The organism is Amycolatopsis decaplanina DSM 44594 (assembly GCF_000342005.1).
In the GTDB taxonomy this organism is placed as follows: domain Bacteria; phylum Actinomycetota; class Actinomycetes; order Mycobacteriales; family Pseudonocardiaceae; genus Amycolatopsis; species Amycolatopsis decaplanina.
On sequence record NZ_AOHO01000012.1, the window covers coordinates 1 to 23,472 of the forward strand.

Consider the following 23,472-nt stretch of genomic DNA (forward strand, 5'->3'; position numbering starts at 1 on the left):
GCGGCAAGCCTGTCTTGGAGAGGGATGCGGTGGTGGGATGGCGGCCGCCGCTGCCAGGCGCGCCCGGTCCGCGAACTTTACAGGAGTACCTGGACAGCCACCGTATGCCCGCGGGGATCTCTTTCGACACGGCCGGCGGAAAGATCAACAATGCCTCCGCGGCATTGCTGCGGGAGTGGGTGCAGTCCCTGGCCACGGAAAAAGACGAGCTGGGCGGGTGGCGCTATTCGATCAAGGATATTCATGCTGCCGTCGGCCACGACCTCCTGGCCTACAGCACGGTCAGGTTCTGGGTCGCTGCTGCGCGCGAGCTTGTGCCGGGCGCGGAGGACGCCGACACCGGCGGCAAGCCTGTCGACACCGGCGGCAAGCCTGTTTTGGAGAGGGATGCGGTGGTGGGATGGCGGCCGCCGCTGCGGGGCGCGCCCGGTCCGTGGACTTTACGCGAGTACCTGGACAGCCACCGTATGCCCGCGGGGATCTCTTTCGAGACGGCCGGCGGAAGGATCAGCAATGCGGCCGCGGTATTGCTGCGGGAGTGGGTTTACTCTATTGCCACGGAAAAGAACGAGCTGGGCAGGTGGCGCTATTCGAGCAAGGATATTCATGCTGCCGCCGGCCACGACCTCCTGGTCTACAGCACGGTCAGGAGGTGGGTCGCAGATGCGCGCGAGCCTGTGCCGGGCGTGGAGGACGCCGACACCGGTGGCAAACCTGTCTTGGAGAGGGATGCGGTGGTGGGATGGCGGCCGCCGCTGCCAGGCGCGCCCGGTCCGCGGACTTTACGCGAGTACCTGGACAGCCACCGTATGCCCGCGGGGATCTCTTTCGACACGGCCAGCGGAAAGATCAACCATGCCGCCATGGTATTGCTGCGGGAGTGGGTTTACTCTATTGCCACGGAAAAGAACGAGCTGGGCAGGTGGCGCTATTCGAGCAAGGATATTCATGCTGCCGCCGGCCAGGACCTCCTGGGCGAGAGAACGGTCAGGGTTTGGGTCGCAGATGCGCGCGAGCTTGCGCGGGGCGCGGAGGACGCCGACACCGGTGGCAAGCCTGCCTTGGAGAGGGATGCGGTGGTGGGGTGGCGGCCGCCGCTGCTGGGCGCGCCCGGTCCGCGGACTTTACAGGAGTACCTGGACAGCCGCCGTATGCTCGCGGGGATCTCTTTCGAGAAGACCAACGGAAAGATCAACAATGCGGCCGCGGCATTGCTGCGGGAGTGGGTTTACTCTATTGCCACGGAAAAGAACGAGCTGGGCAGGTGGCGCTATTCGAGCAAGGATATTCATGCTGCCGCCGGCCACGACCTCCTGGCCTACAGCACGGTCGGGGTTTGGATCGCAGATGCGCGCGAGCTTGCGCGGGGCGCGGAAGACACCGGCGGAAAGCCTGCCTTGGAGAGGGATGCGATGGTGGGATGGCGGCCGCCGCTGCCAGGCGCGCCCGGTCCGCGGACTTTACACGAGTACCTGGACAACCACCGTATGCCCGCGGGGATCTCTTTCGACACGGCCGGCGGAAAGCTCAGCAATGCCGCCATGGTATTGCTGCGGGAGTGGGTGCAGTCTTTGGCCACGGAAAAGAACGAGCTGGGCAGGTGGCGCTATTCGAGCAAGGACATTCATGCTGCCGCCGGCCAGGACCTCCTGGTCTACAGCACGGTCAGGAGGTGGGTCGCAGATGCGCGCGAGCCTGTGCCGGGCGTGGAGGACGCCGACACCGGTGGCAAACCTGTCTTGGAGAGGGATGCGGTGGTGGGATGGCGGCCGCCGCTGCCGGGCGCGCCCGGTCCGCGGACTTTACGCGAGTACCTGGACAGCCACCGTATGCCCGAGAAGATCTGTTTCGAGAAGACCAACGGAAAGATCAACAATGCGGCCGCGGCATTGCTGCGGGAGTGGGTTTACTCTATTGCCACGGAAAAGAACGAGCTGGGCGGGCGGCGCTATTCGGGCAAGGATATTCATGTTGCCGCCGGCCAGGACCTCCTGGGCGAGAGAACGGTCAGGGTTTGGATCGCAGATGCGCGCGAGCTTGCGCGGGGCGCGGAAGACACCGGCGGCAAGCCTGCCTTGGAGAGGGATGCGATGGTGGGATGGCGGCCGCCGCTGCCAGGCGCGCCCGGTCCGCGGACTTTACACGAGTACCTGGACAACCACCGTATGCCCGCGGGGATCTCTTTCGACACGGCCGGCGGAAAGATCAACAATGCGGCCGCGGCATTGCTGCGGGAGTGGGTGCAGTCCCTGGCTACGGAAAAAGACGAGCTGGGCGGGTGGCGCTATTCGATCAAGGACATTCATGCTGCCGTCGGCCACGACCTGCTGGTCTACAGCACGGTCAGGTCTTGGGTCGCAGATGCGCGCGAGCTTGTGCCGGGCGCGGAGGACACCGACACCGGCGGCAAGCCTGCCTTGGAGAGGGATGCGATGGTGGGATGGCGGCCGCCGCTGCCAGGCGCGCCCGGTCCGCGGACTTTACACGAGTACCTGGACAGCCACCGTATGCCCGCGGGGATCTCTTTCGGGAAGGCCAACGGAAAGATCAACAATGCCTCCGCGGCATTGCTGCGGGAGTGGGGGCAGTCCCTGGCTACGGAAAAAGACGAGCTGGGCGAGTGGCGCTATTCGATCAAGGACATTCATGCTGCCGCCGGCCACGACCTCCTGGCCTACAGCACGCTCAGGACTTGGGTCACGGATGTGCGGAGGCAGCGGGGAGGACAGCAGGAGAGGGTGCCGGGTGGGTTTGGTTCGGTGTCTTTCGGCGGTGGGGGCAGGCCGATGATCGTTCAGACGGGGCGGTTGGCAGATGAGAGTGGTGGTTCCGCGTTCGCGGGGCGTGTCGAGTTGCAGCGGCGGCCTTTGGGGGAAGCGTTGTCGTTGGTGCCGGAGTGGGTGATGGAGTGGTGGCCTGATTCTTCGCCGGGCGCGCCAAGTACGTTGCTCGAGTTCCTCGTGGCGAATGAACACATGCTTCCTGAAGATGTGTCGCCGGTACCTGATGAGAATGGCGTGCTTCAGGGGACGGTGTTGATCTTTGTGCGTGCCTGGTTCCTGAATGCGCTGGAGATAGGAGTCGAGGAGAATGGCTGGATTGATTCAGACGACGTCGCGGACCTCATGGAGCTTGTTTCCGAATGGCCGGTGACGGGCTTGCTTCCAGGCGGGGAGGATTTGTTCTCGGTTCCGGCGTCGTTGTTGCAGGCTGCTCCCGGCTCGTCCGCGGTGTCATCGGAAATTCGTGCGGAGGCGCAGGCGTCGATGGCGCTGGGTCGGCAGAAATCGCGGGCGCGTGTCGAGGAAAGCGATCATGACGTGGAAATGGAAGTGCCGGTTGTGGATGCTTCGCCACAGGAAATGATGCCCGGTGGACAGTCCGGCGCCGGTGAACCGGCCAGGGGCAGAGATCTGGAAGACCGTGTGCGCGTCCGGGCGCACGACGCGGGCGTGGCCCCCGCCGGCGAGGTCAGCGGGAGCGTTCCGGCTGGCGCTGAGAGTGCGCGGCGAGTCCTTGACCAGGGCAGGGAGGAAACCGTGTGGGGCGAGTCCGGGCTCGAGGTCGGCGAGGAAACGTACATGGTGCGGGCTGTGAGGCACCGGGTTGAACCGTTCGCGGGCATGGATGACCTGTTCCCCGCGCGTGATCGCCGTGATCCGAGCCGGGCCGACGAGCCCTACGCCGATGAAAACGGTGATGTGCACCCCGCGGTGAAAAGAGGCGCCGATCGGATCACCGCCAAGATGGCGGAGGGTATGGCGATGCTCAGAGGTATCGCCGAGGACCCCGATGATCCCCGATTGCCCGCAGAGTTGGCGACGAAGATGCCTGCCGTGCAACAATTCCTGCGCATAAAGGTGGCGGAGGAGCTGAAGCGGTTGGTCCTGGGCGAACCGTTGCTGTCTCCTCGGCTCGTGGTTGGCCCGGTTTTGCCGGAGCATGTTCTGAATCATGATCAGGGGCTGGCCAACGGGAAAGAGCTAGGGGTGCGGCTGAGCGACGCCGAGGCGGCCTTGCCTGGGAACCCTGCTCTGGCGGGGAGCAGAATCGACGTGAAGGGTTTGTATATGGGGGCGTCGTTGAGAACGCCTGGTTCTCAGGAAGAGTGGAAAGAGAAATACCGGCAGGCCCCGAACTATACTTTCGCCACGCGTTCAAGGGGTGCGAACATCACCCATATCGCCGGGGAAGGGATGACCAACTCCGTCGGTTTCGTGAACGCGCCGACCGTGCCGGATGCTTATCCTCCGGAGATCAATCACGGCGCGGTCAATTCGCTGCTCATCCCCTTTGAAGTCACAATGCCGAACAAACGCGGCAAAGATGTGGAAGACACGTTTATCGCGCTGATCGTACTGGATAACGCGTACGACTCCTCCGATAATCCACACCATGTACTCTGGGCCGAGTACAGTCACGAGTTCTTCAGTGGTCTTTCAGTAGTCGTCAAAGAGGAACCCGAATAATCCTGGACATCGACCCTGGTGCCCGAATCAAGGAATTGGTAAACGGCAGCACGTCGTGACTGTGGGCCGGGTGGCCTGTCGGTCTTGTGTTGACTGACACCTGAAAAGAACGCAGTTGCGGCGAGAGCGCGAAGGGCCACGGCTGCTCAACTGGGCGGTCGCCTCGTTACCGGTGTGCGAGGACGCCACCCCGTCAGGCTGGGCACAATGGCTATTGGTGCGCCGATCCCTGACATCTAAGAGCAAGGGTGAACCCGAACTTGCTTACTGCTTATGTTGCGCCCCAAGGGAACGGACGATGATGAGCTGATCCGGGTCACAAACGCCCGGTGGGCGGTCGAGGAGTGGTCCCAGACCGCCAAGAGCTACTAGTACTCCAGCCGTAGTTCGTGATGGTCATGGTTCGTGGGTCGATTGTCGCTGGTAGTGGCTTTGTTGGGCGCGGTATTGGTGGCGTCTGCGCCATGTTGAGCGGCGGATCCGGTGTGCGACATCGAGAACGGGTCGGCTGATGAGTGTGGTGAACAGGTGGTGGATTTCGTTGCAGGTCAACGAGATCCATCCGGCGGTTGCTGGTTCGGGGTTTCGTTCGGTGGATGCGACGACGGCGAGGAAGGCGTGGGCGAGCATCGCCATGACCGTCCAGCGGTGCCAGGAGGTCCAGTGTCGGACCTGGTGCTGGTCAAGGCCGGTGAGGCCTTTGCCGGCCTGGAAGGATTCCTCGACTGTCCATCTGCGGCCTGCGACCTGAACCAGGATCCGTAGCGGCACCGGTTCGGGTGCGTAGCAGCGGTAGAACGCCAGCTCGCCGGTGGTGCGGTGGCGGCGGATCAGCAACCACCGGCACCCGTCGGGCTCGTCGGTGCCGATGTCGGCGAACGCCCAGTCGTAGTAGCGATTCCCTTTTGCCCCAGCGCCGGCGGAGAGGCGTTGCCAGACGTGTTTGGGCAGCCTTGCGGCGACATCGTCAGCACGCAGCACGCCGGCTCGAGTGTTGACCCGGCGGTCGCAGCCGATGGCGAGAACGTAGCCGGTGCCGCGTTGTTCCAGGTTCTTGCGCAGGTGGGGGTCGGCTCCGTAAACCTCATCCCCGGCGACCCACTGTGCGCGGACGCCGGCGTCGAGAGCGTGCCCGATCATGGTGGTCGCCAGCGCTGGTTTCGTCGCGAACGCGGTGTCGTCAGGGATTCCGGCGTCGGTGCGGCGGCCGGGATCGGTGGTCCAGGATTTCGGGAGGTAGAGGGCCCGGTCGATGAACGCGTGCCCGGCGTCGGTGGCGTAGGTGAGGTAGACCGCGACCTGGGCGTTCTCGATGCGGCCCGCGGTGCCGGTGTATTGGCGTTGCACTCCGACGGTGTGGACGCCTTTCTTGAGGTCGCCGGTTTCGTCGACGACCAGCACGGCGCCGGTGTCACCGAGGTGTTCGGTGACGTAGTCACGCAGGTCGTCGCGGCCTTGTCGGCGTCCCAGACTGCTTTGCGCAGCAGGTGTTGTATCCCGTCGGGGGTGTCGTCGCCGGCGTGTTCGGAGATGGTCCAGCAGTTCTTGTCCGGCAGGTCCGACAGCAGCCCGAGCAGCAGTGCTCGTGCTCGTCGGCGGGGTTCGACTCGGGCGAACCGGCCGGCGATCCTACTGATCATCTCCTCGAACATCACCGCCCATCGGTCAGGGTTTACGCTGGGGCCTGCGGCCACCAGCCGATCAGGGTTAGTCCACACAACCGACCATGATCAACTGGTGGCCGCACCTGCTTTCCAGCAACCCACCAGCGACATCACGAAGTCCGGCTGGAGTACTAGGTCGGCGCCTACCGTATCGCTCCGGTGACAAGATGTCCGTGCGGAACGATGTCCGCCGAGGGAACCGCGAACGCCATTCCCTTCGCGAACACAGTGCTCCAACCCGGTGGCCGTGGCATTGGGTAACGAGTTCGACCCGGCCGTAAATCCTTATGGCATCATCGCGATCGACTACGGCCCTCTCTATCTCGACATCTTCAGGGACCGGAAAATCGTTAAGCCGTAACTGGAAGACGATGCGTGAGCAACCTTCGGACTCTGGCCATAGAGATTTCGTTGAGTCCGGTCTGGTCGACTGTGCACTGGACCCGTAGGCCGTCGGGCCGGTGCGGGGCAAGCGGACTCGGGAGGACATCTGATGGGCAACGGGAAGGCAGGCCGCCAAGGCGTTCTGATGATCACGCTGGTCACGGGCCTGGTATGGGCTTCGTCGCCTGCTGCGGCGCAAGAGATGCCTGTCCCCTTGCCCGCCCAGCAAAAGGGGTGCCTCCCGGCACCCGCGAACACCGAGCCCGGCGTGCCCTGGGCTCAGCAGCGGATGGCCGTGGACCGGGTCTGGGCGCTTACCAAGGGGGCCGGCGTCACTGTGGGAGTGGTCGACACCGGTGTCGACGGGACTACGCCCCAGCTGTCCGACGGACGTGTGAAACCCGGTGTCGATGTCACCACTCCGGAGCGCAAACCCGCGAACGACGACTGCTTCGGGCACGGCACTTTCGTAGCCGGGATCATCGGTGCCGCCGTCCGGCCGGGGACCGGGTTCGCCGGTGTCGCGCCTGAAGCCACCATCCTCCCGATTCGTTGTGCGATCACCACGGCGGACGGCTCGCCGCCGGTCCTGACCGCGACGGAGATGGCGAAGGGCCTCCGCGACGCCGTCGACGGCGGAGCCCGGGTGATCAACATCTCGGCCAGCACCGACACCCCCGACGAGGATCTCGCGGACGCTGTCCGGTACGCCGCCCAGCGCGATGTCGTGGTGGTCGCCTCCGCGGCGAACACCGCCCAGCAAGGGGACCCGATCACCTATCCTGCCTCCTATCCCACGGTCATCGCCGTCGGCGCGATCGACATCACGGGTAAGAAGGCGGACTTCTCCCAGACCGGGAAGTTCCTCTCCCTGGTGGCTCCCGGCGTCGGGGTCACCAGCGTCGGCCCCGGTGGTGCCGGTCATTGGGTGGGAAGTGGCACCAGCTACGCCGCGCCGTTCGTCGCGGGCGTCGCCGCGCTCGTACGCGCCTACCGTCCCCAGCTGTCGGCCGAGCAGGTCAAACACCGGCTGGAAGCCACCGCGGACCATCCGGCGGCTGCTCTGCCCGACGCGCAACTGGGCTGGGGCACGGTCAACGCGATGGCCGCCGTGACGACGTTGCTGCCCGAGGAATCCGGTACCGCGGCACCCGTCGTCGCGGCTGAGCCGGCACCGTTGCCGGTGCCCGTCCGGGCCGATGGCCCCGGCGAGGTCGTCGCGGTCACCGCCGCGATCTCGGTGCCGGTCCTCGCGGTGCTCGGACTGCTGGTGTTCCGCCTGTACTTGGGCGCGAGGCGCCGCCGCTGGAAGCGAGCCCGGGTGGTCGAGTTCTCCCGCCGCACTTGAGGTACCTGCTCACGGACCTTCGATGAGTTGAACGCACGTAAAGGCCCTCTTTCCCCGGCTGGGCCGAGGAAAGAGGGCCTTTACGTGCGCGAGACTGGAAAGTCTCCGTGGCCCCCGCCCGGAGCGTTGGAGGCTCGGATCAGCCGGCCGGAGGCTGCGAATCGTCCTCCACCAACGGTGTCTGGACCAGCCGGACCGAACGGCGCCGGTTGATGAACTGCGCGCGTCCCGGCGGAAGTACCCGGGGCCGGAGGTTGCCCAGGAAAGCCCCTTCGGTCTTCGGGCAGGACAGCAGCAGCGCCGGTGTGCCCAGTTCCCACATGCGCCGGATCGCCGGGTTGCTCATCGAGCGGCTGGCCCCCGCGGTGCTGCGCGCGAGGATGATGTGCACGCCGACGTCGGCGGCCTGGGCGAGCACCGGCATCAGGCCCTGCAGCGGGCCGGCGCTTCCGGCGGACTCCGACAGCTCGAAGTCGTCGATGATGATGTAGAGCCGCCCGCCCGACCACCAGTCGCGCAACGGGAGCCTGCTCGGGCTGATTTCCGGGCCGGGAATGCGTTTCTCGATGACGGACGCCGCACCGGTGATCGATTTCGTCAGTGCTTCGGCGCCGACGGCGTATTCCAGCTGGTACTCGGCCGGGATCGAATCCCGCAGCTCGCGACGGAAGTCACCGAACATGATCCGGGCTTCATCGCTGCTGTGATGTGCCACGATCGATCGGGCGATGTGCTTGAGGATGTTGGTCTTGCCCGATTCGGCGTCACCGTAGATCAGCAGGTGCGGCGTGACGTCGAAGTCGTGCCACTCCGGTTCGAGGTGCTGGTCTTCGAGGCCGAGCGCCATACGCATCTCCGCCGCCGCCGACGGCGCGTGCGGCGCCGGCAGTTCCCGTGCGTGGAGGGTCTGAGGCAGAAGCCGGACCTTCGGTGCTCGGGGTGCGCCTGGTGGCGCGAGCGCTTCGGCGAGTTCCACAGTCGCCTCGGCGAGATCGTCCGTGCGGGAATCACCGTCGATCCGGGGGAGGGCGGCGAGGAAGTGCAGCCGGTCCGGGGTGATACCGCGGCCGGGGATCGACGGCACGGTCGCGGCGAACCGGCTGTTGATTTCGGAGTCGACGGGGTCGCCGAGTTTGAGCTCGAACCGCGTCCCCATGACGTCCCGGAGCCATGGCCGCATTTCCGACCACCGGTTGGACGCAACGACGAGATGGATGCCGAAACTCAGTCCCCGCGCGGCCAGCTCGGTGAATTTCTCCTCGATCTCTTCGAAGTCCTGGCGGATCGTGTACCAGCCGTCGACCACGAGGAAGACGTCGCCGTAGGGGTCGAGGTCGCGGAAGCGTCCTTCGGCACGGGCTCGGCGGTAGCTGACCATCGAGTCGACGTTGTGCTCGGCGAAGATGGCCTCGCGCCGTGCCATCAGGTTGGTGATTTCCAGGACCGTGCGGGTGACCCGGTCGCGGTCGAGCCGGTTGGCGACGCTGCCGATGTGCGGCATCGCCGCGAGGGACGAGAGTGTCCCGCCGAAGTCCAGGCAGTAGAACTGGACCTGCTCGGCGGTGTGGGTGAGCGCGAGTCCGCAAATCAGCGTACGCAGCATCGTGCTCTTGCCACTCTGCGGTCCACCGACTACCGCCGCGTTGCCTTTGCTGCCCGACAGGTCGGCGATCAGCAGCTCACGTCGTTGCTGCGCGGGCAGGTCGATGAGCCCGACGGGCACGGCCATGTTGGCGGTGTTCAGTTCGCCGACCGGGCGCGGCCCATACGTCGGGTGGTCCACCAGCGGGGGCAGCAGCTGGTCCAGGGTCGCCGAAGTCTTCAGCGGCGGCAACCAGACCTGGTGCGCCCGCGGGCCGATACCTCGCAGCCTGCCGATCAGCACGTCGATCATGGTCTCGGTGGCCTCGTTGGTCTGGTCGTCCTCGACAGGCTCGGGCTCCGGTGTGACCGGTGGCTCGATGTACCGCTGTCCGAACGCGACAATGTGCTGCTCGACGGCGAGACCGGTCTGCCTTCGCTTCGGCCGGTAGGGCGCGGAGGAGAAAGCGCCCTTGAAGCGCACCAGGGTCTGGGTGTCCGGCCGGAGATAGCCGTTGCCCGGGCTGTTGGGCAGTTCGTAGGCGTCCGGGACGCCGATGACGCTGCGGCTCTCCATCGCGGAGAAGGTCCGGAGCCCGATCCGGTAGGACAGGTGCGTCTCGACCTTGTGGATCCTGCCTTCGTCCAGTCGCTGGGACGCGAGCAGCAGATGCACCCCGAGGCTGCGGCCGAGCCTGCCGATCATGGCGAACACGTCGATGAACTCGGGCTTGCTTGACAGCATCTCGCTGAACTCGTCCACCACGATGAACAGGGCAGGCATCGGTTCGAGCGGCACCCCTTGGGCGCGGGCAGCCTCGTAATCCCGCCGGGAGGCGTAGTTGCCGGCCGCACGCAGATGTTCCTGGCGCCGGTTCATCTCACCGGTCAGCGCGTCCTGCATCCGGTCGACCAGTTCGAGCTCTTCGGCGAGGTTGGTGATCACCGCGGAGGTGTGCGGCAGCTGGTCGAAACCGAGGAAGGCCGCGCCACCCTTGAAGTCCACCAGCACGAAGTTCAGGTCTTCCGGGGAATGTGTGGTGGCCAGGGCGAGCACCAGGGTGCGCAGCAGTTCGCTCTTGCCGGAGCCGGTGGCGCCGACGCACAGCCCATGCGGCCCCATACCGTCTTCTGCCGATTCCTTGATGTCGAGTTCGAGCGGTGAGCCCGCCCCAGCGATGCCGATCGGTACCCGCAGCCGCCGTTTCCCGGTCATCCGGTCGCGTCGGTACTTCACCGGGTCGAAGGTGGCGACGTCGCCGATGCCGAGCAGTGTGGCCAGGTCGTAGTCGACGGCGAGCGGCTCGTCGTCCTCGGAAACCTCGCCGATGCGGAACTGGGCCATCGTCCTGGCGAGGGCGTTCGCGGCGGTCACGCTCATCCGGTCGGGACGGCAGAGCCGGGCGGTCTGCTGCTTGCCCACCCGGTCGAAGGAGACGGTCCGGACCTCGTCCGCGTCGACCTCCAGGAACAACGCACCCGCCCGCTGCTGCCAGGGGAGCGAGCCGGACACGTCCAGGACCACGGTGTTGCGATAGCCCTCATCGGCTGCCCTGTGGTCGGCGGGCACCGAGACACCGTCGAGGACGAGGACGACGAACGGCTCGGACGCGGTGATCGGCGTGTCGGCCTCGAACCGCGGCCGCCCGGTGAACGAAGGGCCGCCGAGCAGCAGTTCGGCCTGCGTGATGTCGTCGGCGGCGAGCCGACGGGCTCCGGCGGCGTCACGGCTTTCGAAGTCCTGGTGGTGGGGGAGCCACTTGAGCCAGTCCCACCGGTCCCTGTGTTCGTCTGAGGCGCAGACCGCGATCCGGACGTCACCGGGAGCGTGCGCGGTGGCCAGCTGAGCGAGGATCGCCCGCGTCAGTCCGAGAACGGCTTCGTCGTCACCGGAGAACTGGATCTGCCCGAAACCACGCAGGTAGACCGCGATCGGCGCGTCCGGGAGCGTGTTGTACGCCCGCATGAACCGGCGCAGAGCGTGTGCCGTGAGCGGTTCGAGGTCTTCGATCGGCTGACTGTCCGGGGGGACCAGCTTGAACGTCGAACGCTGGGTGCCGAGGCCGAGCCTGATCTCCCCGAAATCGTCGTGCGCGGGGCGTCGCTCCCACAGCCGGTAACCCAGCGCCATCGACCACAGCGCGTGCGGGTCCGGGTGAATCCAGCGGGCCGCTTTTCGCTGAGCGCGCAGTGCGTCACGGGCCTGCTTACGCAGCTGGCCGAGGTAGCGGATGTAGTCGCGCCGGTGCCCGTTCAGCTTCTGCTTGTGCGTGACCGAGTTCCGCAGCATCTGCGTGACGAGCATGCCCAGGGCGGACAGCACCATGAGGCCACCGCCGATATAGGCGAAGGCGCCGGCGCCGGGGCGGACGAACATCATCACCATGGCGAGCGAACCCAGTGCCATGGGTGCGTACATCAGGACGCTGCTGATGCCACCCCCGGTGTCCTCGGGCACGCCGGGGGGCGGCTGAAGCTCGGTTTCGATCTCGGGGGCGGGCGGTTTTGGCCGTCGCGCGCGCCGGGCGAACAACGTGGTGCTCACAGGCTCTCCCTTGGTGAGTGGTTCTCCCCGTTCTCGGGGATCTCGGTCCGGCGTTGTCCGCCCGCGTCGCGGCCGTGGCTAGCGTGGACGCCGGGACAAGGGCCTGGACCTGGACGGAAGGGCCTGTCACCTGAAGAAGAGCGAACACAGCATCGCACAACGAACGCGGCGAAGCTACCGTCCATTTCGGATGGTAGGACCAGACGACCGGTCCCTCCGGTCGACCTGAAACATGTGCTGAACAAGGGGCTGATCCGTGACGGCGTCCGAACCGGTACCGATCGTGGACCCGGGAATCGAAGTGCTGACCTTCGAGCAGCTGGCTCAGCTGGTCAACGAGGTCAGCCCGGATTCCTTCTACGGGCGTGCGCAGGCTTTCGACACGGCTATGGCGCAGTTCGAGCAGGTGCAGGACAACCTCGCGCGCGGTACGCGCGAGCTGTGGGACGCCTGGCGAGGCGAGGGTGCCGATTCCTTCGCCGACGTCGTCCGTAACGTCTCGACTCTCGGCACCACGGTGATCCAGGCCATGGCCAGCCCAGGTTACGGTGCCACGCTCCGGCGGGCCGGTGACGCGCTGGCCCTCGCGCAGCAACGTATCCGCGACCTCCAGGCGCAGAAACGGGAAAGTGATCTCCCGGCCGCGCGTCAGGTGGTGAACGAACTCGGTATCGCCTACCAGGAGATCGGGTCGGCCATCACGCCGTTCCCCGGTGCCGAAACCGAGATCCCGATGAACGGCCAGGGGTCGGTGACGAACGCGACCGGTTCCGATGGGGCGACCCCGGCGACGGGCACAGTCCAGCCCCCGGCCGGGGACGGTCGGTATGGCGACGTGACGGAAAGCCACAGTGGCGGCATCATGCCCGCCGCGGCCTTGGTGCCGTTGGGCGGGCCGATGGCGCAAGGGCAACCCGGTCGCCAGGGCGACGTCTGGGCCGGGTTACTGGGTGATACGCCCCAGGGGCGAAGCGAAACCGTGACGTCCGCTGTATTGGGCAAGGGAACACCGGTCACCGAGCCTCACGTGGATGAAGGAACCGTTGACGGTCAACAGAACGGGGCCGTCGTCGCGGTGCTGGGCCGGGTTCCGGGAGCGCAGGACGGGTCGCGGGAGCCGGAACGCAAAAAGAAACGAAAGGAAAAGGACGGGTGCGAGGACGAAAGCGCGACCTCGGAGCCGGACGAGCCGCAGTTGACACCGGAGGCCCCGAAGGCGGATCTTACCTCCTCCGGGGACTCCGCCCTCAAGGCTGATCTCACCGCCGACGCCGACGAGTCGGCCCCGTCGGTGTCGACGGTGTCAGCGAAGGACTCTTCACCCACGACTCCCGCCGCTCCCCAACCGGTCGAGAGCAAAGCCCTGGTTCCCGCCACCGCTCCGGCTGACGCGACGGTGACTTCGCCGACCGCGACCGCCGGAGCACCCGCACCCACCGCGCCAATCGTGCCGCCTGAAGCCGTGACACCTCCGGCCGAAGCCCTCGAAGTACCCCCGCTCCCGCACGGTTCCGGAGCCGGGCTTCCCGGCAATGCCACGCCGATGTCGCTGGGCACGCCGGCGCAGCCCGTCGTCACGCCGGTCGTCGCGCCGGTAGGAGGAGAGACCTCCTTGCCGGGCGCACTGCCCGCTACACCTGCGTTCAGGCCCGTCACCGGCGGCTTCGACGCCAGTGCCACCCACGGGATTCCGCCGGTGGTTCCGGGCGGGACCGGTTCCCCCCGGATACCCGGGGAGGCCATGCACGGCGGCGGTGGCGGATTCATGTCGCCGATGCTCGGTGGCGGAGCCGGCGGAGGCCACGACGCCGACAACGAACGGCAACCGGCAGGCTTGCTCGGCGTCGACCCCAAGGTCTGGGAGGGTTCCGGTAACGCACATCAGGTCCTGGGCCGTCCTGCGGCGGCACCGCCGCCGCGGTCGGGCGATCTCGACGACGCGAAGAAGAAGGCCATGGAGATGGTGGACTCCGTCCTGGGACGCTCCGACGAGAAAGAAGAGGATCGGGTTCCCGAGTGAGGGGTCGTGAGCGGTGATGCGGCCTTGCTCCGTGAAGTACTCGCTTCCTGCCTTGAGAGCAGGTCCCGGCACTGTCGCGGGGCCGCGTGTGCTGGAGGGGCATCAATGTCCACAAGGGACACCGCAGGGCGATTGAGTGTTCGATTGATGACGCTATGTGCGGTTCTTCTAAGGGTCGTGAGTGATAATGACGGTTAGAACAACCCGAATCACTCACGACCCCCTTCCGAAACCGTGCCACTCGCACAAATCGGGCACTTCGACCTTGGAAGTGTCCCTTATGGACAGTCAAGAGTCGAGTGAGTCCGTGAAGGCCTCCTTGCCTACCCTTAGAGTAGGCAAGGAGGCCTTCACGGGGCGGAGCAGGAAACGATTGGTCAGTCCCGGCCCGGGGTATTTCGGATATGGCGTGTGTCCACTTAGGGCAGATCGCACGCGGTGCACTTCCAGGCGTCACGGGATTTCTTATGCTCGGTCCATGATCGTGGTGCAGTGGGAGAACAGTCTGCCGTTCGCGGTGTTCGAAACCATCGACGACTACAACATCGCGTATCCCCAGGCGCGGATGCCGTATCACGGCGACGTCCGCGGAAGGTCACGCAGCTTCACCTGCGCCGCCTCCGGGTTGTGGGACGACTTGACCGTGAGCGGCCACAAGTACATCCTGGACTTCCTCCCCGGCGACGTCGCGGGCTCCCGCGGCTTGGCGTGTGAAGGTACCGTCGTGGCGACCCGATGGGGAAATCCGCCGGTTCTGCTGCTGGCCGAACGGGTGCCACTGCGGTGGGCGTGGGAGGTCATCACCAAGGCCTGGCCCACCACTCTGGACAGTGCGGCACGAGTCCTGCACTCCACCACTCGGGAGCGGTGAGGAGCCTTGCATCTGGAGGTCGTCCGCCCGGCTCATTGTTTCCGGGCTTGGTCCACGATATCGCGCAAACCGTTGACCACTACGGTGTTGTAGTTGAAGAGGAGGACGCTGGCACCTCGAGTCCGCCATTCCTCGATCTTGCCGGGATGGTCCACCAGACCGAACAACGAACACCGTGGCGCGGATCCGACCGCCTCGGCTATCCGATCGACGGCCGACAGATAGTCGACGTGGGCGAAATCCCCTGGTACGCCCAGTGAGAGCGACAAATCGGTGGAGCCGATCCAGACGGCGTCGACGCCCTCGGTCGTGGCGATCGCGGCGCAGTTCTCGACGGAATGCCGGTCTTCGGCCTGGACCACGACGACGGTGTCGCGGGCGGCCTTGGCCAGGTGCTGCTCGAGACCGGAGGTGCCGTGGAGGCCTGCTCGAGTGCTCACCGCGAGGCTGCGAGTTCCCAGGGGCGGATAATGCGCGGCGCTGACCGCCGCCTCGGCCTCCGCGACACTCGACACGTGCGGCACGACGATTCCCGCCGCGCCGGCGTCCAGTGCGTGCAGCGCCGAGGCGGGCTCGTTGCCGGCGACGCGTACCAGTACGGGGATGCCGGCCGCGTCGCCCGCCCTGATATGGTGCTCCACCTCGACCGTCTCGGCGGACGCGTGCTCGGTGTCGAGCAGCACGAAGTCGAAACCCAGATGCCCGGCCAGTTCCACCACGGAATGAGAAGGGATCTTGAGGATCAGGCCGAGAAGTGGAACACCGTCGACGATTCGGGCCCGCAAGCTCACTGGGCGCCGCCCGACAGCGGCTGATTCCAACCACGGGCGTCGTCTCCGGGTGCTTCCCACCCGTCATCCGTCACGATGAGAGTGTCCTCCAGCTTCACGATGCCGACCTCGGGATTGGACAGGGTCGTCTCCAGGGACAGGACCATGCCGACCTCGAGCGGGGCTTCCTCGTGATCCGCGGGGTAGGGCACCGGTCCCGTGCCGGTCAATCGAGGGGCTTCGTGGGTGATGAGGCCCATGCCGTGGCCCACGAAGAACATCTCATCCGCGTGGGGGCAGCCGGCCAGCGCTTTGTCGGCCAAGGCGAAGATATCCCCGCCTCGGCGGCCGGGCGTCACCGCAGTGCGCACACTCTGTTGCACCGATTCGACTTCGGCCAGCAGGTCGCGCATCAAACCGGTCGGTTCGCCCGCCACCGCCATACGAGCCAGATCGCCGATATATCCCTGGTACATACCGCCGGAATCGAGTGACAGCGCTTCTCCTTCTTGCCACACCCTTGACGAAGGCGCGCGATTGAACTCGCTGCCGCACGACACCAAGCAGTAGTCGAAAACCAGCCCTCGATCGGTCTGTTCCCGACGGAACCGCTCGACTATCTCGATTTTCGTTTCGCCGGGACGGGACCCGGCGAAGGTGGCGGCCATGGACTCGATGATACCGACCGAGGCGGTTCGCACCAGTTCGAGTTCTTGAGGGGATTTGATCGCGCGTACACCTTCGAGGACCGGATGTGCGTCGACGAAGGTCGCTCCTGGCAGCTCGGCGCGCAGTACCTCTCCCGCGTCGACGGGGAGAAAGGCCTTCTCCACGGCGATGGTCATATACTCCAGACCGCGCTCTCGCAACCCGCCGGCGATCGCGTGCGCCGTGTCCACGCTCGACCACGACAGATTCCGCACGTCGGGAACCCACAGGGGGAAAACGGAGGTTCCCCATTCCTCGTTCCCGCAGCCGACGTAAAAGGACTTCTCGGCGGCGCCTTTGAAGTAAACGAGCGCGGGAAGGTACCGCGACACTCCGATCGCGTCGAGGTTGGCGAAGAAGAAGTACCGATACCCGCCGAGCAGATGCTGGAGGGAGAATCGAGTGGTCGCGATCACCACATCGGCGCCGGACTTTTCCATAAGGGAGTCCATGCGGCGCTGATCGAAAGGTAGGTCCATGACACTCCTTGAATCGATTGCCTGTCAAAAAGCAGAGAAGTTCAGTATAGTTCCGGCTGGCGAGTTCCCTTCGGCCATGAATCGAGCACACACATGAACGAGTTCTCCGGCGGCGCGCAGGCCGTTCCCGTCACCCGATCGATTTTGGACCGGTTCCGGTTGACCGGCAGGGTCGCCTTGGTGACCGGTGCAGGGCAGGGCATCGGCCGCGCTTTCGCCCACGCCCTGGCGGAAGCCGGCGCCAAGGTGGCGATCGTCGACCTCAGTGCGGAACGTGCGGCGGAGGTTGCCGATGAGCTGCTGAAATCGGGCGCGGAAGCGATCTCGATCCAAGCGGACGCCGCCGACGAACGTTCCATCGAGGGCTTTGTGCGCACCACGCTGGAGACGTTCGGCCGGTTGGACATCGCGGTGAACAACGCGGGGATCAATCTCAATTCCGCGGCTGAGGAGACGACGCTCGACGAATGGGACATGGTGCACAACCTCAACCTGAGGGGGGTGTTCATCGCGTGCCGGTACGAAGCGAAGGCGATGTTCCCGAACGGGTACGGAAAGATCATCAACACGGCGTCGATGGCGTCACTGATCGTCCCTCACCCCCAGAAGCAGGTGTCGTACAACGTTTCCAAGGGAGCGGTGGTCAGCCTGACCAAGACGCTGGCCGCCGAATGGGCCGACCGTGGAATCCGGGTGAACTGCATCTCGCCGGGAATCATCAGGACCGCCCTGATCGAAGAGTCCGAGGCGCTGGCTCCCTTGGTGGACGAATGGATTTCGAATATCCCGGCCGGCCGGTTGGGTGAGGTCGCCGACCTGCAGGGCGCCGTCGTTTACCTCGCGAGTGAGGTCTCCGACTACATGACGGGGCACAATCTCGCGATCGAGGGCGGGCAGACGCTGTGGTAGGCCATGCCTCGCCGCGCGTCACGCGGCTTCCATGGAACCACGCAGGGCCATCGCCCGTTGGAGTTCGATGGCCGCGGCCAGTTCCTCGTCGGAGACGTCGTTGACGAACAAGGCTTTTCCGATGCCGACGGGCAGTGGCAACCGCTGCTGCCCGTCGCGCCGCCGGACCGTTGCGTGCAGGGCGCGCCCCAGCACCTCGGGCGTGTGCAACGGACTCCAAGTCGGAAGCTCGAGGTCGGACATCACCGCGAACACGCGGGCGCATTCGTCCTCGTCCACGAGTCCACGCCGGCAGGCGAGCGCGGTGCTCAGCGCCATGTCGAGACAGACGGCTTCACCGTGCAGCATCGAGGGAAGACCGAGCATCTCGACGGCGGGACTGAAGGTGTGCCCGTAGTCCATGCTGCGTTCCAGCGTCGCTTCCCACAGATTCGGTTCGAGCTCTTCCAGCATGCCGCTGATCGCGGCTTCCAGGATAGCCGTGGCGGCCGCCTCACCTTCCGGAGACCGCCCTTGGAAATTCTCGTCCAGAACGACCTTGCCATATCGCTCGAGAAGGTCGAAAAGCGCTTCGTCCTTGATCAGTCCGACCTTCAAGATCTCGGCGAGTCCGTTGCTGATATGACGCCGGTTCAGCGTGGAGAGAAAACGCCGGTCGAGCAAGGTGAGCGCCGCCGCCGAATAGGTACCGAGCTGGTTCTTGTGACCGTTGAAATTCACTCCGGTCTTCACGCCGACCCCGGCGTCGACCAAACCTACCAGGGTCGTCGGGACTCTGACGAAGGGTGTTCCGCGTCGGTACAGGCTGGCGGCGAGCCCTACGATGTCCATCACGACACCGCCGCCCACGACGATGACCGGCTCGCGCCTGCGATCGATTCCGAAGGCGTCGAGCCGCTCTACGAAGCGCAGTACGACGTCGATCTCTTTGCGCACCTCACCTGACTGGATCACCATTATTTCGTAAGTGACCCCGTGGTGGTCCAGGTACCGCCGTAGCTCGGCCCCGTACAACCTGTCGACGGTTTCGTCCACCACCACGAAGCGGCGTCGTGCCCGGCTTTCACCTGAGCCGCCCGCATCAAGGAGATCGGTGCGGTTCGGATCGAAGACGCGGTGACAGGACCGGATCTCGTAGTCGACCGGTTGTGAGGCCTTGACATGCCAGGAGGAGATGCCCACCGTCGGGGTGACCTTCGTGGCCGTGGTCGGCTTCCTCGGTGCGGGCGGCGCGACCGCGGGCGGCGCACCCTCGTCTTCCGGCCGGTGGTGCGAATTCGTCAACTTGGGCATCTTTCGCCCTTTCTTCTTGACTGGGCCGCGGTCGAGTGCGCCGGCTCGCCGCCCTTCTGGTCACGGCGCTTGATAAGATCAATTTAGGTAAACCGAACAAGGCATCGCAATTCGTGATTCCGCGTGGTGGAACACGGGCTTGTTATTGTCGAACGTTGCTGCCTTTGGATACCCCGTCGGTCGCGGCTTCGGCCTGCCCAGGTGTCAGGAGGGGCGGGGCGGATCGTCCGGTCAGCGCCGGACGAGAGGGGATCCGGCAGTCACGGCGATCAGGGACCGGGCATAGCGGGCCGCCGCGGCCGGGTAGAGGTGGAAGAACTTCACGGGTGCCACCGATTCGATTTCCAGGAGCAGCAGCCTGCCGGTGACGGGGTGGCGGAGGAAGTCGAGCCGTACCGAGACCGGGTGCACCGGAACGGTCTTCAGGTAGGCGTCGTAGGTGGCGTGGATGTCGGCGAGATCCTCGCCGTGTTCGGTGTAGCCCGTGCGAGCGTTCGGATGGAACTGTGTTCCGGCGCGCCCCGGCGCGAGGATGGCGTCTTTGGTGATGGCGTGGGAGAACTCGCCCTCGATCATGATGATCCCGTTCTCTCCCAGTGAATCGATCGTGGAGACATAGGGCTGGACGCAAGCGGTCACCCCGGCCTGATCGAAGGCCGCGAGCTTGGCGACGAGTTCGCGCTCCTCGGTGACCCGGGCGGCGCCGAGCGTCCCTCCGGACGAGATGGGTTTGACGACGACGGCATGCTCGCCGAAGTCGCGTCCCGCGCGGGCGAGCGTCTCCGCCGCGATCGCACCGATACCTTCCCCCGGCCGGACCACGGTGGTCGGGATGGTCTTAGCACCGTGCTGCTCGACCTGGGGAAGGTATTCCTTGCTCATTCCGCCCACGATGATCGGGTATTGGTTGGCCAACCGCACACCCTGGCGGTGCAGGGATTCCACCCATTCCCGGAATTCCGCGAGTTTGAGCCACATGTTCCACGGGGACTGGACGGCGACCACGTCGAACGCGGTCCAGTCGATGCCAGGGGATTCGTCCCAGCTGAGGACCTGCGTGGCGCAGCCTTGTTCTTCCAAGGCGGCTCGCAGCAGTGGAGTGTCCCGATCGGACCAGTCCTTGCCGGGAAAAGCACTGGAGGTTACGAGTGCGATGTTCACGGAAGCCCTCTCGATACGTATACGAGCGCCTTGCTCGGCGAAGCCGAAGGTAAGGACCGAGAGGAACGACCCGCAACATCGATTCCACGAACTGGAACACCGGTTCACGTGGCACAGCGGGTTTCCGATAATGCCTCACCACCAGGTCGCTCCGCGCCTGGACATTCGGGCAATCGCGTTGGACGAAGTGCATGGATATGCGCCCAGGCGGGGTGCGCAGGCAGAGGATCTAGCCAGACACCACTCCGAGAGCGCTAGGGGCGACTGATCTGATGAGCCCGACCGAAATCGCAACCACGGTTCTTGACCCTTCGGTGCCCTTCGATTTGGGGCGATTGGACCTCGTCGGCCGTCCGACGGAGGTCGAGTTGTCGGACAATGCGATCGCGAGCATCAAGCGCGGCCGTGATTTCGTCGAGGACGTCCTCAACGGCGACGGGAGGCCCGTCTACGGCGCCACCACAGGGTTCGGCCCTCTCGTGATCTTCGAAGGGCGGGACAGCACCACCGAGCAGTGCGACAACGTCCTGCAGCACCTCACCGTCGGACAGGGCGCCGACCTGCCGATCCCCATCGCGCGGGCGGCGATGCTCGTGCGTGCCCGGTCGCTGGCGCAGGGCTTGTCCGGTGTGTCGGTAGCCACAGTGGACGCTCTCTGCCGGATGCTTTCCACGGGTTTCGCCCCCGCCATCCCGACCTGGGGTTCGGTCGGGGCAAGCGGGGACCTCGTGCCACTCGCTCATGCGGTCCAGAGCCTGCGCGGGGTCGGGCACGCCTACGTCGACGGCGAGCGGATGCCCGCCCGGGACGCACTCGGCGCCGCCGGGCTCACCCCGTTGCAACTCGACGGCCGGGACGCGCTGGCTCTGGTCAACGGCACGTCGGTGACCACGGCCGCCGCCGGTCTGGCGGCGCTGTCCGCACAGCGTTCGCTCAAGGTCGCGATCGCGCTGACGGCGGTCCTTTCCGACCTGCTCGGCGCCACACCCGCCTTCTTGGCGCCCTCCTTGCTGAAGGCGTTCGGCCATCCCGATGTCGCCACCACCGGGCGGGAATTGGCGTGGTGGCTGGAAGACACGACGCCGTCCATGGACCGGCCCCTGCAGGAGCCCTACAGCATCCGGTGCACGCCACAGCTGCTGGGAGCCGCGCGTTCGGCGATCGGGTGGTCGGCCCAGACCGTCTCGCAGGATCTTCGAGGAGTCAGCGACAACCCGTTGTTCTTCCCGGACGAGGACCTCGTCGCCCACGGTGGCAACTTCTTCGGCCAGCCGTCCGCCTTCGCCTCCGATCTGCTCTCTTCCGCCGTGACCCAGGTCGGCAACCTGGCGGAACGTCAGATCGACATGCTGGTGGATCCCGGGCGCAACGGTGGACGACCGCCGATGCTCGCCGCCGAGCCGGGAAGGCAGCACGCGATCCAGGGGTTGCAGGTGATGTCGACGTCGCTCGTCGTGGCGATGCGCCGGGCCTGCACGCCTGCGGCGATGCAGAGCGTCCCGACCAACTTGCACAACCAGGACGTGGTGCCGTTCGGCACCCAGGCGGCGTTGACCGCCTACGAGCAGGCCCGCATGCTGCGTCTGCTGCACGGAGCTCTCGGTGTCGCGGTGCGGCAGGCCGCACATCTCGACGACCGCGATTCGACCGCGTCGCGGTGCACCGGCCTGGTGGCGGCGTTGTCCGATCGGATCGCCCCGATAGCTCGGGATCGGCCGCTCGACGAGGACATCCGGATCGCCGCGGACGTGCTCGATAGCTACGTACAAGAGGTGAGTCCGTGACCGCCCCGGTGATCCCGCGGATCGTCGTTCCGTTGCCGCGGCAGGACCTCTCCCCGTGCTCGGCGGAAGAAGAGATTCCGGACGGAGCGCCGCCGCGGCAGTGCCACGCCCCGTGCGCGGAGAGGCTGAACCTCCATCCCGTGCCACCGCCGCCGGTCCAGTCGGAAGCCGAATTCGCGTGGTACCGCTGGGTCCTGGGACATCAGGGGTCCTTCGTTACTTGGCGGCTGCTGTCCTCGGCGCTCGACCGCCGCGACCTCGACGAGGCCGCGGCCCTGTTCGACGCCTACTCGGCGTTGCTGCTCTATTCGGGGAGTTGCACACGCGACGTGTACGCCACGGTGGTCCGGCCGCGGATGGCCGCGCGTCACCCGGCGATGAGCGGCATGTGGGCGCGCGACTACCGCCATATCAACGCGCAACTCGCCGAAGTCGTCCCAGCGCCTGGTTCTGCGCTGAAAGAGGCGATGAAGTTCAACCGTCTTGTGCACATGACGGTGGCCCACCGGCTTGTACCTGCGGGCGGGTCGCTCCTCCGCGATGCCGGCCACGACGCCCATCAGGCGCCCACCGCGGAAGAACTGGACATCCTCGACGACTTTTTCCTGTTGGACCGGGCCCCGAACTGCGCGCGCGGATTCGTCGCCGCATCGCGGGCCAGGGTGGCGGCGACACTCGCGGACCTGCGTATGTGCCCGGTTCGCGAGTTCTACAAGCGGGAAGCGGTGAACCGTTTCCAAGAAGACCTGCCTGCGCACATCGGCCGCGTCGGATCGATCGCCGAAGCGACCCTCTTGGAAGGAGCCCACGCATGACGAATACGGAAACACTGCCGGAGAAGGCGGTTTTGCTCACCCCGGAGGTGCTCGAGTACGTGCGTGGCCAGCTTCCGCCTTTCACCGACGTGCAGCAGGAATTGATCGACTCCACGCTCGCGCTGGGCGGAGTGGCGGAGATGCAGGTACCGCCGGAGCAGGGCGCCCTGCTGACCCTGCTGGCGAGGCTCACCGGGGCACGCGTCGCCGTCGAGGTGGGCACCTTCACCGGATACTCGACGCTCGCACTGGCCGAGGGGGTCGGCCCGGACGGCAAGGTGATCACCTGTGACGTCACCGATCGCTGGCAGGAGATCGCCGCGAAAGCCTGGACCAGGGCCGGCGTGGCCGATCAGGTGGAAAGCGTCTTCGGGCCCGCGGCGGAGACCCTCCGAAAGCTTCCCGATGAGCCCTTCGTGGATTTCGCGTTCATCGACGCCGACAAGGTCGGCTACATCGGTTACTGGGAAGCGCTCGTGCCGAGGATCAAGCCGAACGGCCTCATCGCGGCCGACAACGTGCTCTACGCGGGAGAGGCGGCTTCGCCCCACGCCGAAGGCAACGCACGCGCGATCCGCGAGTTCAACGAGCACGTGCTGCGTGACGATCGCGTCGAATCGGTCATGCTCACCGTCGCGGACGGATTGACCCTGGCGCGCAAGAAGAACTGA

13 protein-coding genes and 1 pseudogene are annotated in these 23,472 nt (G+C 66.0%); 8 read left to right on the top strand and 6 right to left on the bottom strand.

Annotated features, from left to right (window positions below; translation table 11 throughout):
- Positions 1-104 precede the first annotated feature (104 nt).
- Positions 105-4,469 (top strand): hypothetical protein, encoded by a 4,365-nt coding sequence (locus H074_RS00085; protein ID WP_007027965.1) that lies wholly within the window; start codon positions 105-107, stop codon positions 4,467-4,469.
- 396 nt (positions 4,470-4,865) lie between these two features.
- On the opposite strand, the pseudogene H074_RS00090 reads toward H074_RS00085, so the two are convergent.
- A pseudogene (locus H074_RS00090) lies at positions 4,866-6,121 on the bottom strand (IS701 family transposase).
- A 505-nt stretch (positions 6,122-6,626) separates the two neighbouring features.
- On the opposite strand from H074_RS00090, the gene mycP reads away from it, so the two are divergent.
- A complete protein-coding gene (gene mycP / locus H074_RS00095; protein WP_039921040.1) occupies positions 6,627-7,865 on the top strand; it encodes a type VII secretion-associated serine protease mycosin in 1,239 nt (412 codons plus the stop codon).
- A 139-nt stretch (positions 7,866-8,004) separates the two neighbouring features.
- Here the strand turns inward: mycP and H074_RS00100 are convergent, their stop codons facing one another.
- Complete coding sequence (locus tag H074_RS00100) at positions 8,005-11,991, bottom strand: type VII secretion protein EccC (protein WP_007027968.1); 3,987 nt, start codon at positions 11,989-11,991, stop codon at positions 8,005-8,007.
- Positions 11,992-12,247: 256 nt separating this feature from the next.
- Between H074_RS00100 and H074_RS00105 the strand changes: the two genes are divergently transcribed.
- Both H074_RS00105 and H074_RS00110 read left to right on the top strand, forming a co-directional pair.
- Positions 12,248-14,011: a WXG100 family type VII secretion target gene (locus tag H074_RS00105; RefSeq protein ID WP_007027969.1), complete on the top strand. Its 1,764-nt coding sequence runs from the start codon at positions 12,248-12,250 to the stop codon at positions 14,009-14,011.
- A gap of 478 nt (positions 14,012-14,489) precedes the next feature.
- A complete protein-coding gene (locus H074_RS00110) occupies positions 14,490-14,882 on the top strand; it encodes a hypothetical protein (RefSeq protein WP_007027970.1) in 393 nt (130 codons plus the stop codon).
- 32 nt (positions 14,883-14,914) lie between these two features.
- Here H074_RS00110 and H074_RS00115 read toward each other — a convergent pair whose 3' ends face one another.
- Entirely contained in the window at positions 14,915-15,673 is a 759-nt protein-coding gene (locus tag H074_RS00115) for an HpcH/HpaI aldolase family protein (RefSeq protein ID WP_007027971.1), read from the bottom strand.
- A complete protein-coding gene (locus H074_RS00120) occupies positions 15,670-16,839 on the bottom strand; it encodes a M24 family metallopeptidase (RefSeq protein WP_039921043.1) in 1,170 nt (389 codons plus the stop codon). Before H074_RS00120 ends, H074_RS00115 begins: the two co-directional genes overlap by 4 nt.
- A gap of 93 nt (positions 16,840-16,932) precedes the next feature.
- On the opposite strand from H074_RS00120, the gene H074_RS00125 reads away from it, so the two are divergent.
- Positions 16,933-17,748, top strand: a complete 816-nt coding sequence (locus tag H074_RS00125; protein ID WP_007027973.1) for an SDR family NAD(P)-dependent oxidoreductase — start codon at positions 16,933-16,935, stop codon at positions 17,746-17,748.
- Between the two features lie 18 nt (positions 17,749-17,766).
- Here the strand turns inward: H074_RS00125 and H074_RS00130 are convergent, their stop codons facing one another.
- Positions 17,767-19,041, bottom strand: coding sequence for a sedoheptulose 7-phosphate cyclase (locus H074_RS00130; RefSeq protein WP_007027974.1), 1,275 nt, complete (start codon positions 19,039-19,041; stop codon positions 17,767-17,769).
- Positions 19,042-19,272: 231 nt separating this feature from the next.
- Positions 19,273-20,202 (bottom strand): ATP-grasp domain-containing protein, encoded by a 930-nt coding sequence (locus H074_RS00135; protein WP_007027975.1) that lies wholly within the window; start codon positions 20,200-20,202, stop codon positions 19,273-19,275.
- A gap of 272 nt (positions 20,203-20,474) precedes the next feature.
- On the opposite strand from H074_RS00135, the gene H074_RS00140 reads away from it, so the two are divergent.
- Genes H074_RS00140 through H074_RS00150 form a run of 3 tightly spaced genes read left to right on the top strand, consistent with a single transcriptional unit; the run spans position 20,475 to position 23,472 of the window.
- Positions 20,475-21,986: an HAL/PAL/TAL family ammonia-lyase gene (locus H074_RS00140; RefSeq protein ID WP_420805356.1), complete on the top strand. Its 1,512-nt coding sequence runs from the start codon at positions 20,475-20,477 to the stop codon at positions 21,984-21,986.
- On the top strand, positions 21,983-22,801 hold the full coding sequence (locus H074_RS00145; protein WP_007027977.1) for a hypothetical protein: 819 nt from the start codon (positions 21,983-21,985) through the stop codon (positions 22,799-22,801). The genes H074_RS00140 and H074_RS00145 overlap by 4 nt, the downstream gene beginning before the upstream one ends.
- On the top strand, positions 22,798-23,472 hold the full coding sequence (locus H074_RS00150; protein ID WP_007027978.1) for an O-methyltransferase: 675 nt from the start codon (positions 22,798-22,800) through the stop codon (positions 23,470-23,472). Before H074_RS00145 ends, H074_RS00150 begins: the two co-directional genes overlap by 4 nt.

Excerpts from the sequence above, each read along its gene's own strand:
- H074_RS00130 (WP_007027974.1), bottom strand. The coding sequence starts at position 19,041 with ATGCCCAAGTTGACGAATTCGCACCACCGGCCGGAAGACGAGGGTGCG.
- H074_RS00125 (WP_007027973.1), top strand. The coding sequence starts at position 16,933 with ATGAACGAGTTCTCCGGCGGCGCGCAGGCCGTTCCCGTCACCCGATCG.
- H074_RS00085 (WP_007027965.1), top strand. The coding sequence starts at position 105 with ATGCCCGCGGGGATCTCTTTCGACACGGCCGGCGGAAAGATCAACAAT.
- H074_RS00150 (WP_007027978.1), top strand. The coding sequence starts at position 22,798 with ATGACGAATACGGAAACACTGCCGGAGAAGGCGGTTTTGCTCACCCCG.
- H074_RS00140 (WP_420805356.1), top strand. The coding sequence starts at position 20,475 with ATGAGCCCGACCGAAATCGCAACCACGGTTCTTGACCCTTCGGTGCCC.
- H074_RS00120 (WP_039921043.1), bottom strand. The coding sequence starts at position 16,839 with ATGGACCTACCTTTCGATCAGCGCCGCATGGACTCCCTTATGGAAAAG.
- H074_RS00110 (WP_007027970.1), top strand. The coding sequence starts at position 14,490 with ATGATCGTGGTGCAGTGGGAGAACAGTCTGCCGTTCGCGGTGTTCGAA.
- mycP (WP_039921040.1), top strand. The coding sequence starts at position 6,627 with ATGGGCAACGGGAAGGCAGGCCGCCAAGGCGTTCTGATGATCACGCTG.